Source organism: Thermococcus sp. (assembly GCF_015521605.1).
Lineage (GTDB): Archaea > Methanobacteriota_B > Thermococci > Thermococcales > Thermococcaceae > Thermococcus.
In genome coordinates this window covers 34,176-45,950 of the sequence record NZ_WANV01000001.1, presented here as the reverse complement: position 1 = coordinate 45,950, position 11,775 = coordinate 34,176, and the positions used below count along the sequence as shown (strand labels likewise).

The following is an 11,775-nucleotide window of genomic DNA, read 5'->3' as shown; positions in this document are numbered from 1 at the left end:
ACGATGGCCTAAGGGCCATTCTCCTCACCCGCCAGTGCAGTTATAATCCTCCCAGCGTTACTGCAGGCCACTAAGAACTCCCCAAGTTCCCCCCGCAGAAGAACGTAATCCCTTGATACAAATCCAACCAGGAACCAGAAGCCGAAGAGCGACGTTGACAGTGAGAGCCCAAACCACTGAAACTCCACCCCCATGAAGGAGAGGGGCATCGAAAGAGCCCATGGCAGAAAAACGGCAAGAACCATGAGTCTTCCAGCACGTTCTTTCAAAAGCTCCAATGGAAACGCCAGCAGAACAAAGAAGAGAACCAGCCAGTAAATGACAAACGGGAGCACCAAGAATCCCCTAACACCAAACAGAGCAACTGAAAGGAGGAGAAAGAATGGAGGGGCCATTAATTCCCCGTAAAGATGTTCCAGAAGCCTTCCAAACCTCAGGTTCCCTAGGTCAGAGATCTCAATAATCTCCCCAGTTCTAGCCTTAAGAATTCCAAACCCGTAGACCAGAGTCGCTTCCCTGCCGGAGAGTTCAACCTTCCATCCGGACGAGAGCCCAAAGAGCAGAGCACCGAGCAGGAGACCGGCATAGTATCCCTTTATTCCAAGCTCAACCATAGTCCATCCCAAAGATACCAGCAGAGCAATAGCCACTAATCTGATGAACAAAAGAAATTTGGGGACTGAAACGGGCCATGCCCCCTCAATCCTCACCTCACTCACCCCCCAGTAGTCCCATCAGCTTTTCCCACTCCAATTTCGATGAATACCTCACAGAGTAAATCCCCTTCTCAGTAACTAGTACAAGTGTATTCGTTAATACCGTGCCCCCCTCCCATATAATACCAGCCATTACGATCCCAAAGGATATCAGGGGGACAATGAACGTCCCAATGAGGTATGCTACCGTCACGACGATACCTGTAAGGACCAGCGTTAATAGGGCAGCCCTTCTTTTTTCAGCCGGTGGAAAAAGATATGTTATTACCTTAATGCCACCAATCAGAATCCATGCTAGCCCAACCCAGGGGAATTCTGTCTCTAAAAGCACCGGACCCCCAGCAATGATTCCCATCGGGAGAAGCAGGATGTCAGGGTAGTACTTTGCCATAACAAAATATCTGTTGGAATTCGCATCTATCAAATCCACTATCTCTCCCACGCTTATCTCCCTGCGACGTTTAAGGATCAGTCCCCATTCTAGGATAAGCTTGCCATTTTCAATTCTTGCCTCATGGCCATAAAAGAGGACACCTCCACCAATTAAGGTTACGAAAGAAATCAGCATCAGAGCTAGCTCGTTGAATAAGACTCCAGCGGTGAAGAGAAGCAGACTTATAAAGAGCACTATGTTGTAACACCTCTCCTTTCCACTCCGCATATTTTCACCTTGTCAACTTATGTAAGTTGACAAAATATTTAAGCCTTTCGATGGATTTAAATAATTTCACACATTCATCATCGTGGTGATGGCATGTCCCTGGTGGACCTCTACCGCTACATCAACTGGCGGATGAACCCGGGGGACAAAAGAGCGAGGGAAAGATTCGAAAAGATAGAGGAGTTCTTCAGGAGCATAGCAGGCGAGCTGCCGTCAAAAGCTCGGGTTCTGGACATATGCGCGGGAACAGGAATAGCGGGCGTTGCCCTCGCAAAGGTAACCAGCGCCAAACTCCTAACCCTCCTCGATGCCAGAAAAGAGGACCTCGACCTGGCGAGGGAGTGGCTTAAGTTGGCCGGGGTAAAGCCCGAACTGAAACTGGTTCAGGGCGATGCCAGGGAAGTTTGGAAGTTGGTGGAGGAGCACGACGTTGCCGTGCTGTGGGGCTTTACCATGCCCCACTTCGACCCCTTCGACGCGGTCAGGCTGTTCGCTGGAGTTGCCCTTGCGCTCAGCGACGATGGTGTTTTCCTGGTAGAGGACACGGACAGGGTTTACTGGGTAATGTACCGCGCTGGCTACCGGAAGTTCCTGGTGGAGGGCAGGAGGGAAGGGTACACCATCGCCTCCATGCACGAGGGCTACGACTTCGTCAGGGGGACGTTCAGAAGGGGCTACTACATCCTTCCGGGGTTCAAAAAGATAACCGACGTCGATTTTCATTACTGGGACATCTCAACACAGCTTGCAATCGGGAGGGTCTTCTTCAGAGAGGCAAAACTCGTACCCGGCGAGAGCAGAGGCGTCGAAAATGTCCGGGGTGTGCTGTACTTCAAAAAGCCAAGAAAGGACATCGCCAGGCTTGTGCTGGAGGACTTCAGCCGTCCGCTTTGAACCTCATCTCTATTTCCTGGCTAACGTTGCCGTTTTTGATTACGAGATAGTAGTTCCCAGAGGGGACGTTGAAATCAAGGTCAACCTCCGTGACGTTTTCCCAGCTGAGAACGACGTTGTCCCCGTTAACGTCCTCAAAGTAGCCGGACTTTGAGACGACCACATAGGCCGAAAACGGATTCTTGGCTATTATCTGGCCTCGTATATGGGAATTCGCCGGAAGAAGCTCGGCCTGGACGTTATGGGGCCCGAAGAGTCCCTTCTGATAGGAATAGTCAGCCGGGAACATCTCGGCATTAACCACTAGCCCAATCACGAGGGCAATCGCAACGGGTGCAATCAAAAGGATGTACCTCCTTTTTCTCGCCATCATCTACCACATATTGCCTTAGTTCTTAAAATACTTTCGGAAGGGCACACCAAACGAGGAATAGAGCCCTCTGGAGCGAGTTTTATGTAGATTTTCCAACGGGTGGTTAATTCCATTGGATGTTATTGAATACCGCCCCACCGATGTTGGCAACATTACAACATGGTTGGTAACGTCCCATAACTGGGGCAAAAAAGATGCAAACATTCCAAAATACAGAGAGGGGGATAAAACAGATATTATCACAGTGAGTAGAACTCAGGTCGTCTGTCCCTGAAGATGTCGTTGATGTCGTTGAGCCGCTTGTCCCTCGCAAGCTCAAGGTCAACCTCGACGACGGCGACCTCTTCTTTATCCTCGCTCCCCACGGCCAGCACCTCGGCCCTGGGTGATGCTATCGTGCTCTTGCCTATAAAGCGCAGACCCCTTTCCTCGCCTATTCTGTTGGCGGTTATAGTGTAAACACGGTTCTCCAGAGCTCTGATCGGCATCGCCCTCGGGGCGTAGGGCATCACGAGGTTGCTCGGGTGAGCTATGATGTCAGCCCCCTTCAGGGCAAGGGTTCTGGCAGATTCCGGGAAGAACCAGTCAAAACATATCATCACCCCAACCTTGGCGATGCCGATATTGAAGACGTGAAAGCCGAGGTTGCCCGGCTCAAAGAAGAGCTTCTCCCGGTAGAACAGGTGAACCTTGCGGTACTTACCTATGTAGCCGCTACCTATCGGGCCCGTCATCACGGCGGAGTTGTAGAGCCTGCCCTTCTCGTCCTTTTCGGCCGTCCCGGCAACTATGAACACGTCAAGTTCACGTGAAAGCTCGGCCAGAAACCGCGTAGTGGGGCCGTCCGGTATCTCCCCGGCCACTTCCTCGACCTCACTCCTGCTCTCGAAGTTGTAGCCGGTATCAAAGAGCTCCGGCAAAACCACGAGTTTGGCCCCCCTATCCACGGCCTCGCGAATCATCTCCTCTGCCCTGGAGTAGTTCACCTCGGGCTCAAGGAGAACCGGCTCCATCTGGACGTATGCCACCTTCATGCTATCACCACTCCAAGTTGCCCTTGGAATAGATAAGGTTAGCGGACAAGCATTCCAAAGTGCATATTGGCCTAATCCGATTGTTTGCAAAGTCACAATCATTTTTACATTATTGCGATATTCAGGACAACGCATCTACTTTTAACGTGTCAGGTTGGCTAATTCCGGCCACAAAAAGGGTCAAAAAACGTGGAAAATCATGAAAGTCAAAACCTCCTTCCACACGGCTTTTGGGAGCGGTTGGGGCAGTGGGGCAGCTTTTCGACGGTTCGGAGGTGGCTGACCTTTCCCCATGGAAAAGCTTAAAAAGGAACCGCTGGAGCTATGGCTGGAGAGAAAAGTCAGGGGTGATGATCATGAAGAGGCGCCCAAGGAAGTGGAAGAAGAAGGGAAGGATGAGGTGGAAGTGGATCAAGAAGAGGATTAGGAGACTCAAGAGGCAGCGCAGGAAGGAGCGCGGACTCATCTGATGCTCCTCCTTTTCTCCACCGTTTTGTCCGGTGGTTCCATGTACTCTTTTGAAGCCTTCGAGCGGCTCTCAATGGAGATTGAGACTTCCCGGGGGAGGACTCTTCTAATAGCAGATCCCCACATCGGCTTTGAGCTCTCACGGGGATTGAGGATACGGACTCACTTTGAGGAGAGGCTCGCAGAGTTCATAGTCGAAAAAGACCCGGACCTGCTCGTTATCCTCGGGGACCTCAAGGAACCGATAGGCCTGAGCTTCACGATGAAGCGCCTTCTCATGGGTTTCTTCTCGGATCTCCGGGGGATACCCACGATGATTACCAAGGGGAACCATGACGGCAGGATTGAGGAGGTTGCCGGGAAGTTCCCCCATGTCGAGGTTGTTGAGCACGCGCTTATGGATGGCTTGATATTCCTCCACGGGCATACAAACCTGCCCGACGTTGAGTTTTCGGAGGGCTACCTGGGGCACATACATCCCGCGTACACGTTCAAGAGCGGAGGGGCATCCAGGAAGACCAAGATCTTCTTCCGGGTGGGAAGGTTTCTCATTCTCCCCACGATCAACCCCTTCATCGAGGGCTTTGATGTGAGGCAGGGAATAAAGATGATACCCTTTCTGAAGGATTCCAGGGAGGGTGAAGCTTTCCTGCCTGAAGGCATTTACTTGGGGCGCGTTCCACTCTAGAGACAATGGAGGGGCGTTTTTATCGCGTTCACGGGCAAAGTTTATTAAGGTATGAAGGGAATACTTCATAGGTGGGATAAAAGTATATCAGGTGACCCGAAGATGAGCGACGTCTACGAGAGGCTTGAGGCACTGCTTCGTTCGCTTGGTGTTAAGAAGACGGAGCTGAGGATATATCGCCTCCTACTTGAGAAGAGCGAGCCCATGAGGATAACTGAGATACAGAGGGAACTCGGCATAAGCGAGCGCTCGGTTAGGGAGCACGTCCTGAGCCTGTACCGCAAGGGGATACTCAAGAGAAAACTCATCGAGCAGGGATGGCTGGGCTACGTCTACACCGCTGTCTCACCGAGCGAGGTTCTCGAAAGCATCAAGGAGAACCTGATAAAGAGGATAAACGAAATCGAAAAGGAGCTCAAGAACACCTCCAAGCAGAGGAACTAGAGCTTTTCTATAATCCCCGTCTTCTCCATCAGGGCCAGGAGTCTTTCGAGCTTCTCTTCTTCAACATCCCCGAACTCTTCCTTTAGTGCATGCATGGATTCCTCCTTTGGGAGGAGTTCACCGAGCATCAGGAGCTCGTGGAGGTGCACGAGTATCTTTCTGTCCTTTGTCAGCCTCCTGAATTCCTCATAGGCCCCCTCATCGATGCTCTTTATGAGCTCGCCCGAGACCCTGCCCTTCCGCACCCACCTCATCCACGGCCTTTTCTCAAATGGATGCCCGCTCTCGATACCAAGGAAGCGCGAATCCCTGGCCAGGCCCATCATCACAAGCTTTTCCGCGTTTTCCGTGTCCCTCTCCATGGAGAGTTCACCGAGGTACTTCATGGCGTAGCCGCGCGCAAAGCGCTGGAGTTCCTCTTCAGGCGCCTTGGCAAGTGCCAGAGCGGTGGCCAGAACCGCCCTGCCGATGACCTCTATGCTGACTTTGCTCACCTTTTCAACGGTGTCCTCGCTGGAGTGGTAGAACCTGTCCGGCCAGGTGATGGGCATCACGGAGGGGACTCCGAAGAAGTTGAAAACGTCGTGGTCGCTGCCCATCTCGTAGGGATAGCTCTTGAGCTTCAAGCGCGGCATCGGGCTTCCCGAGAAGCTCTTTCCAGCGGCGTTTGAAAGCCCAAGAAAGTACTCAAGAAGCCCCGAGACCACCGAGAATCTCGACAGTGGGGTTCTTACGAGCATCACCGTTGAGCCGGCCCTGTCCTCACTCCCAGCCACCATGTCGAGGTTTATGACCGCGTAGTACTTCTCAAGTTCGGCGTACCTCTTCACGAAGGCCTGGGTTCCGTAGTACTCCGGAATCCAGAGGAAGGCAAAGCCGAAGCGGAACGAGTCGTCGTAGAGCCTGCCGAGAACCCTCGCCAGCTCCATAAGCATCGCACTCCCGCTGGCGTTGTCGTTGGCGCCGGGCTTCGGATGGCAGATGTGGGCGGTGAAGAGGATGAACGGCTCCTTGCCTATCTCGGCGTAGAGAATCGGAAGAACCTGACGCTCGTTTACCTGGACCTCGACCTCGATCCTGGCCTCAACACTCTCCCCTGAGTTAAGTTTCCCTATTATGGCCCTTGCCAGGCTTTCGGGGATGGCAACGGCCGGGATTCTTGCCCACCCAAGGTCGTCCTTGGTAAGGAACAGGCCGATGTACGGTATGGCCTCTCCAGTCCCCTCACGGTAGGCTATGAATCCCGCCGCCCCGGCCTCATTGGCCCTCCTGTAGGCGTCGCGCCAGTCCTTACCAACCAGGACTATCTTTCCCCCTGCGTTCTCCCAGTCCTCCCCGCGGGCTATGTGAACCACTTCACCCACAGCCTTTCCGCCCGGAGAGTGCGCCATGACGACGAGGGGACTTTGAGAGGTGGTTAGAGTCTTATCCAGAACCTCAACCTTCCCATGAACTAAGTCCCACGCGATGGGGGACTTGAGGGTCAGGAACCAGCTTTTGCCGTCGTAGAACTCCTCGTAGAGCTCCGTATTAACCCCCCATATCCTCAGCTCCTCCCTGATGAAGCGAACCGCCTCCGGAAGTTCTTTCGAACCCTGTATCCTGTGGAACTGGCTTATCTCGGCTATGTAGTGGAGAACCTTCGAGGAATCAAAAACCTCGGCTTCTTTTAAAAAGCGCTTCATGAGTATCCCCCAAGGATAGTCTCCCAGGAGATATTTAAGCTGCTCGCATGAAAAGGAGAAATCAGCGACCAATGTGGAGCATCTTTGGCGGCTTCAGGTGCTTCAGGGTGTCCAGAAGGTCGGGGGGAAGGAAAAGCCGGGTGGTTTCAAGGAAGCGTGCAAACTCCACCTCACCCGTCCCCTCCCCTTCACTCTCGGGGAGGGCCGTCTTCGGTCTCGGGCGCTCCTCGCCTGTAGTCTCTTTTTCCAACCCCTTTCTTATCTCCTCCTCCCTCTTCTTCGCCCCGTCCGCTTTTCCACGGTTGTAGGCATTCTTTACGAGCTCATAAACGCCGAGCTCCTGCGCCCTCGCATAAAGTCTCTCCCTGCGCTCGCGAACCCACTCCGCCCACTCACTGTGTCCCTTGTAGCCCACGAAGTAGCCGAACTTGTAGGCCTCCTGAACGAGCTTCTTCACATCCTCCATGTTTCCACCTCAGAACGGTGCCTCAGGATAGACCTTGAGCCCCTCCTCAGTGAAGCGGAGCTTCTTGAGGTTGCTGTCGTGGGCAACACCGTGCATCTTCAGAACCTGCAGGGCCCGCACCATTTGATAGTTCCTCATGAAGTGGTGGAGGACTATAACGCCGTCGGAGAGATAGTAATCCTCAGTGTAGGTTTCCGAGTTCATCATCTCGGCTATTATGAGGCACGTGACCCCCCTCTCGTGGAGCTTTCTTATGAACCTGCCCAGGGCCATCCTCTTGTGCTCGGGGTCAAGGACCGAGTACTCCAGCGAGGTGAAAGAGTCTATGACGACCCTCTTGACGTCCTCCGCCTCGATGATGTGGAGGATGTTCTCAAGTATCTCGCTCCAGGTGAACCTCCTTCCAGCGCCAAAGATGCTCTCTCCCATGTCGTAGAAGAGTATCCTCTTCGACTGGAGATGGGTAAGGAGACCAAAGTTGTACCTCAGCATGTCCTGGGTTATTATCTTTGGATGCTCCAGAAGGGACACGAACAGTCCCTTCTCGCCGTTTTTAGCACCCTCAACAAGAAACTGAATTCCAAAGGTCGTCTTCCCGCTTCCGGGGGGGCCGATTATAAGGTAAACCCTGCCCGGGATGAATCCCCCACCGATGAGATCGTCAAGTCCCGGAACGCCAGTTGAAACCTTGTCAAGGCTCTTGAGGAGTTCTCCCACGTACATAACCACACCCTCCGTACTACATAAACGCTCCAAGAGTATTTAAAGGTTGAAGTGTCCACTGATGCCCATATGAACCCACAATGTGAGAAACCCTCTGGAGTGTAACGTAACCGAGTGACACACGGAGCACCCACCGTCCCCTTCGGGGGTCAGAAAACGACAGAGAGCGGTGCGTAACCCCCAGAGCAAATAAACGGATAGTACCCTAAGATTTATATCACAGCATATCTTACTATCAACAATGAGAACCGGAGACTTCGAGAAAATTTTCGGGTTTTCTGCACCATGGATCACCGCGGGCCTCTTTCTGCTGGAGGATTACTTCAATCTCTCATGGTTCTTCAGGAAGCGCCTCTGCCCCGGGATTACGGACATAGGATGGAACCTGCGGTGCCACGATTTCTTTGAGCTGCTTTTCCTTGTGCTCCCGATCATCGCTGTAGCACTGGTCACATGGCTTTACAGGAGATGGAGAAACGCCAATGGGTTCTTACTCTTTGCTTCCACGGTCGTTTTGGGAGTTCCCGGAACGCTGACCTTTTTCATCCTCACCACGGTAGTGATCTCGAAAAAGCTGCCCACTGAAGCCGGAGAGGACTTTGCCCTCGTCATGTTCTTCGTCTACTTCATGACGCTGGCGGGGGTTGTTATAGGGGCGCTAGCCCCACGTCACGTGCCGGTTAACAAGGAAGCGCACCAGGAATGAAACCACGATACCAACCATGTTAGCCACGAGGTAGTTCATCCCAAGGAGCACCAGACCGGCATAGATAATCCACTGGACAACCGCGCCGGTCAGAGCCGCGATGTGGAAGTTGACGAGCCTCCTCCACAGGGGCTTTCCCTTGAGGTCCCTGAAGGTCCAGAGGTCGTTCCAGGTGAAGTTGTTCAAGATGGCCAGCTCGGTCGCGGGGATGTTGGCCAGTATTTTGTCCCAGCCGAAACCCGAAACAAAGAGCCACAGAAAACCCTGGTTAACCACGACTCCAGAGAGGCCAACAAGGGTGAACTTAATCAGCCTGTCCAGTTCGCCCTCCCAGCGCATGAGCCGGTAGACGTGCCTGAGATAGTTCAGCATGGTCTTCGTTCCGAGCTTGCTCTCTCCAGCCCGTCTCAGGCCAAAGGTAAAGGGAACCTCGGCAACTTTCCTGTACTTGCCCTTAATCAGAATCTCCATCAGAATCTTAAACCCGACGGGATTTAGCTCCACTCCTTCAACGACCTCCCTTCTGAGGGCAAAGAAGCCGCTCACCGGATCTTTGACGTCCCTTATCTTGGGAAGTGCGAGACGGCCTATCATAATCGCGCCCCGGGAGATGAGCTTCCGGTACCAGTACCAGTTTTTCACTCCGCCTCCGGGAACGTACCTGCTGGCCACCGCCACATCAGCCCCATTCTCAATGGCATCCAAGAGCTCGGGTATCACCTCCGGCGGATGCTGAAGGTCTGCGTCCATGACGACGAAAACGTCACCCTCGGCCTCCTTAAACCCCCTGATAACGGCAGAAGAGAGACCTTTCTCCTCAGTCCTTCGTATGACCCTGACGGGATACTTTTCCGAAAGCTGCTGGGCGAACTCCCATGTCCCATCCGGAGAATCGTCATCAACAACGATGATTTCATAGTCGTGGTCACTCAAGGCCCTGCTGATTCTCTCAAAGAGTTCTTCGAGGTTTTCGCGTTCGTTGTATGTGGGGACTATAACGCTGATTTTCAAGGGGCTTCCCTCCACTTCATCAGACTGTTCCGTAAACTTTATAAGTCCTGCGACTGCCCTTATCAGCGGGCATGGGGCCGTGGGGTAGCTTGGCCTATCCTTCCGGCTTCGGGAGCCGGGGACCCGAGTTCGAATCTCGGCGGCCCCACCAGCACAGGCTTTTTCTGGGACAAAGTCAACAGTGAACAGCTGATCTTTGTTCTCCGTATTGAGGAGATGCAATCCCTGAGCGAGGTTTATCTGTCCTCGTTCCAGTCCTCTATGATGTGAGTCTGCCTCATCTTGTGGGCAAAATCCCAGAATCTAGGAACCAACATCAACCCGATGCCCACCGCAAGTACTATCACGGCCACAACAGCCGCCGCGATGCCGCTACTGCTAAAGGCCCAGAACGTCATCACGAAGGGTGCGAGAAGTATCCCCAGTATCGCGGCACCGAAAACCAGCATTAGAATCCTGTATCCGTACCGCTCCATGAACACCGCAAAGTCCATGGCTATCGCCCGTTGAAGCTTTTGCAGAATGGGGGCTATTAAGCTTTATGGGGAGGATAAAATTTATAAATCCAACCCTGAACCTATCAACGGGCACAGCCCCGTGGTGTAGCGGCCAAGCATGCGGGACTCTGGATCCCGCGACCGGGGTTCGAATCCCCGCGGGGCTACCATTCAACTGGGCTCCAGACTCGAACCCCACCATTCCTTCCGTTCTAAGTCCGTCATTCGAACCACACATTATACCCCGAGTAGTATTCTATCGATGGGGATATCCCCCATGTAAATTTGAGGGGGGATTGATATTTATCAATGCCTGCAGGGATTTGTCCGAGCCTTGTTGTATTTTCTCCAATATTATGAAAAATCCACAACAAACTTAAAGGGGGCGGGTGATGAACTCAAAGATAAACGGCGTATTCTATGGGTCCGTTTTGGAGATCTGACCTCCAAACCAGAACCGGCCTAAAATTGACGCAAATTCCGAAATCGGACTTTTCAGGAACTTTTAAATACTATGCCCCCAAGTTCTAAAGTGATGTTACATACGTATTGCTTAACATGGAGGGGGTGAGGATGTGAGCAACGTAGTTAACCTGGAGGTTGAGATTATAAACCTCCTCAGAACCCACGGATCGCTCAGTGTTGCGTTTCTGACTCGGTTCCTCAACGAACGGGGTATTTTCTGCACAAGGCAGAAGGTTGAGAGGACTCTCAGGAAGCTCGTGGAGCAGAAAAAAGTAGAAGCATTCTACACAAACGGTAATAAGAGGAAGCATTACAGGCTGCGGTGATATCATGGGTGCAACGACCGCAATACTGGGGAACGACAGAAGAATGCTGATGATAGAGTACCTAAAAGAAAAGGAGGGCAGGGCAGAACTCCGGGAACTCGTGGAATACATAGCCGAAAGGGAAGGGGACACCAACCGGAGGCACAGGAAAAGCGTCTACGTCAGCCTGGTTCAGACGCACATCCCCAAACTGGAAAGGGAGGGCGTCATAACCTTCAACCACGGCGTTGTTACGCTCCTGAAGATTCCGGAAGATGTAACCGTCTACATGGAGGTTGTCAACAAGCACGACATAAGCTGGAGCACCTTCTATATGGGGACATCGATAATTTTCATTATCGCGGGTTGGTATCTCGGCAGCATGCCTTTATTGCTGGCTGCCGTGGTGTATCTGGGCATAAGCATAATTCACCACAAGAAGATTAAGAGGCTGTTTTAGCAGATTACTGCTATAATTCGCCTATTCTAATCAAACTGAGTTGTTTCATCCCAGGTAATGAGAGATTACCACCCAGTAAGCCGGAATTTACTATATAGGTTGACTTCACTACACTCAATGAGGCATCCCTATGATGGCCTCTGCCTAGGGTGTCGGTTTGGAAAACATGGAGGAATGTA

Annotated in this window: 15 protein-coding genes and 2 tRNA genes; 8 read left to right on the top strand and 9 right to left on the bottom strand. The window is 52.5% G+C overall.

All coding sequences use genetic code 11. The features are described 5' to 3' along the window. Positions 1-8: 8 nt before the first annotated feature. Both F7C11_RS00270 and F7C11_RS00265 read right to left on the bottom strand, forming a co-directional pair. Positions 9-710 (bottom strand): hypothetical protein, encoded by a 702-nt coding sequence (locus F7C11_RS00270; protein WP_297089794.1) that lies wholly within the window; start codon positions 708-710, stop codon positions 9-11. A gap of 1 nt (position 711) precedes the next feature. Beyond that, the gene (locus F7C11_RS00265; RefSeq protein WP_297089792.1) at positions 712-1,377 is read right to left on the bottom strand and encodes a hypothetical protein; all 666 of its coding nucleotides are present in this window, start codon (positions 1,375-1,377) and stop codon (positions 712-714) included. A gap of 93 nt (positions 1,378-1,470) precedes the next feature. Between F7C11_RS00265 and F7C11_RS00260 the strand changes: the two genes are divergently transcribed. Further along, complete coding sequence (locus tag F7C11_RS00260) at positions 1,471-2,271, top strand: class I SAM-dependent methyltransferase (RefSeq protein WP_297089791.1); 801 nt, start codon at positions 1,471-1,473, stop codon at positions 2,269-2,271. On the opposite strand, the gene F7C11_RS00255 is transcribed toward F7C11_RS00260, so the two are convergent. Both F7C11_RS00255 and F7C11_RS00250 read right to left on the bottom strand, forming a co-directional pair. Beyond that, positions 2,255-2,644 (bottom strand): multidrug transporter, encoded by a 390-nt coding sequence (locus F7C11_RS00255; RefSeq protein WP_297089789.1) that lies wholly within the window; start codon positions 2,642-2,644, stop codon positions 2,255-2,257. The two genes, F7C11_RS00260 and F7C11_RS00255, sit on opposite strands and share 17 nt — an antisense overlap. A 239-nt stretch (positions 2,645-2,883) precedes the next feature. Next, positions 2,884-3,678 (bottom strand): nitrilase, encoded by a 795-nt coding sequence (locus tag F7C11_RS00250; protein WP_297089787.1) that lies wholly within the window; start codon positions 3,676-3,678, stop codon positions 2,884-2,886. A 508-nt stretch (positions 3,679-4,186) separates the two neighbouring features. Here F7C11_RS00250 and F7C11_RS00245 point away from each other — a divergent pair. Together F7C11_RS00245 and F7C11_RS00240 are read left to right on the top strand one after the other, a co-directional pair. Continuing rightward, positions 4,187-4,834 carry a metallophosphoesterase gene (locus F7C11_RS00245; RefSeq protein ID WP_297089785.1) on the top strand — a complete coding sequence of 216 codons (648 nt, stop codon included), beginning with the start codon at positions 4,187-4,189 and terminating at the stop codon, positions 4,832-4,834. Between the two features lie 102 nt (positions 4,835-4,936). Further along, positions 4,937-5,278, top strand: coding sequence for a transcriptional regulator (locus F7C11_RS00240; protein ID WP_297089783.1), 342 nt, complete (start codon positions 4,937-4,939; stop codon positions 5,276-5,278). Here the strand turns inward: F7C11_RS00240 and F7C11_RS00235 are convergent. The 3 genes from F7C11_RS00235 to F7C11_RS00225 form a co-directional block, all read right to left on the bottom strand. Continuing rightward, positions 5,275-6,963, bottom strand: coding sequence for a DUF4910 domain-containing protein (locus F7C11_RS00235; RefSeq protein WP_297089781.1), 1,689 nt, complete (start codon positions 6,961-6,963; stop codon positions 5,275-5,277). The two genes, F7C11_RS00240 and F7C11_RS00235, sit on opposite strands and share 4 nt — an antisense overlap. Before the next feature lie 61 nt (positions 6,964-7,024). Next, on the bottom strand, positions 7,025-7,429 hold the full coding sequence (locus tag F7C11_RS00230; protein WP_297089779.1) for a hypothetical protein: 405 nt from the start codon (positions 7,427-7,429) through the stop codon (positions 7,025-7,027). Between the two features lie 9 nt (positions 7,430-7,438). Then, entirely contained in the window at positions 7,439-8,152 is a 714-nt protein-coding gene (locus tag F7C11_RS00225; protein WP_297089777.1) for an ATPase domain-containing protein, read from the bottom strand. A gap of 241 nt (positions 8,153-8,393) precedes the next feature. Between F7C11_RS00225 and F7C11_RS00220 the strand changes: the two genes are divergently transcribed. After that, positions 8,394-8,858 carry a hypothetical protein gene (locus F7C11_RS00220; RefSeq protein ID WP_297089774.1) on the top strand — a complete coding sequence of 155 codons (465 nt, stop codon included), beginning with the start codon at positions 8,394-8,396 and terminating at the stop codon, positions 8,856-8,858. On the opposite strand, the gene F7C11_RS00215 is transcribed toward F7C11_RS00220, so the two are convergent. Beyond that, positions 8,811-9,869 (bottom strand): glycosyltransferase family 2 protein, encoded by a 1,059-nt coding sequence (locus F7C11_RS00215; RefSeq protein WP_297089821.1) that lies wholly within the window; start codon positions 9,867-9,869, stop codon positions 8,811-8,813. The genes F7C11_RS00220 and F7C11_RS00215 overlap by 48 nt on opposite strands. 73 nt (positions 9,870-9,942) lie before the next feature. Here F7C11_RS00215 and F7C11_RS00210 point away from each other — a divergent pair. Beyond that, positions 9,943-10,020: transfer RNA gene (locus tag F7C11_RS00210), tRNA-Pro, on the top strand. Positions 10,021-10,105: 85 nt separating this feature from the next. Here the strand turns inward: F7C11_RS00210 and F7C11_RS00205 are convergent. Next, the gene (locus F7C11_RS00205) at positions 10,106-10,363 is read right to left on the bottom strand and encodes a hypothetical protein (protein WP_297089772.1); all 258 of its coding nucleotides are present in this window, start codon (positions 10,361-10,363) and stop codon (positions 10,106-10,108) included. A 97-nt stretch (positions 10,364-10,460) separates the two neighbouring features. Here F7C11_RS00205 and F7C11_RS00200 point away from each other — a divergent pair. The 3 genes from F7C11_RS00200 to F7C11_RS00190 all read left to right on the top strand — a co-directional run bounded on the left by F7C11_RS00200 (position 10,461) and on the right by F7C11_RS00190 (position 11,596). Next, a tRNA-Gln gene (locus tag F7C11_RS00200) sits at positions 10,461-10,536 on the top strand. A 405-nt stretch (positions 10,537-10,941) separates the two neighbouring features. Next, positions 10,942-11,157 (top strand): hypothetical protein, encoded by a 216-nt coding sequence (locus F7C11_RS00195; RefSeq protein ID WP_297089770.1) that lies wholly within the window; start codon positions 10,942-10,944, stop codon positions 11,155-11,157. 4 nt (positions 11,158-11,161) lie between these two features. Beyond that, positions 11,162-11,596: a hypothetical protein gene (locus F7C11_RS00190; RefSeq protein WP_297089768.1), complete on the top strand. Its 435-nt coding sequence runs from the start codon at positions 11,162-11,164 to the stop codon at positions 11,594-11,596. The last annotated feature ends 179 nt before the right edge of the window (positions 11,597-11,775 follow it).

Excerpts from the sequence above, each read along its gene's own strand:
- F7C11_RS00260 (WP_297089791.1), top strand. The coding sequence starts at position 1,471 with ATGTCCCTGGTGGACCTCTACCGCTACATCAACTGGCGGATGAACCCG.
- F7C11_RS00245 (WP_297089785.1), top strand. The coding sequence starts at position 4,187 with ATGTACTCTTTTGAAGCCTTCGAGCGGCTCTCAATGGAGATTGAGACT.
- F7C11_RS00250 (WP_297089787.1), bottom strand. The coding sequence starts at position 3,678 with ATGAAGGTGGCATACGTCCAGATGGAGCCGGTTCTCCTTGAGCCCGAG.
- F7C11_RS00255 (WP_297089789.1), bottom strand. The coding sequence starts at position 2,644 with ATGATGGCGAGAAAAAGGAGGTACATCCTTTTGATTGCACCCGTTGCG.
- F7C11_RS00235 (WP_297089781.1), bottom strand. The coding sequence starts at position 6,963 with ATGAAGCGCTTTTTAAAAGAAGCCGAGGTTTTTGATTCCTCGAAGGTT.
- F7C11_RS00220 (WP_297089774.1), top strand. The coding sequence starts at position 8,394 with ATGAGAACCGGAGACTTCGAGAAAATTTTCGGGTTTTCTGCACCATGG.
- F7C11_RS00190 (WP_297089768.1), top strand. The coding sequence starts at position 11,162 with ATGGGTGCAACGACCGCAATACTGGGGAACGACAGAAGAATGCTGATG.
- F7C11_RS00225 (WP_297089777.1), bottom strand. The coding sequence starts at position 8,152 with ATGTACGTGGGAGAACTCCTCAAGAGCCTTGACAAGGTTTCAACTGGC.
- F7C11_RS00240 (WP_297089783.1), top strand. The coding sequence starts at position 4,937 with ATGAGCGACGTCTACGAGAGGCTTGAGGCACTGCTTCGTTCGCTTGGT.
- F7C11_RS00265 (WP_297089792.1), bottom strand. The coding sequence starts at position 1,377 with ATGCGGAGTGGAAAGGAGAGGTGTTACAACATAGTGCTCTTTATAAGT.
- F7C11_RS00205 (WP_297089772.1), bottom strand. The coding sequence starts at position 10,363 with ATGGACTTTGCGGTGTTCATGGAGCGGTACGGATACAGGATTCTAATG.
- F7C11_RS00230 (WP_297089779.1), bottom strand. The coding sequence starts at position 7,429 with ATGGAGGATGTGAAGAAGCTCGTTCAGGAGGCCTACAAGTTCGGCTAC.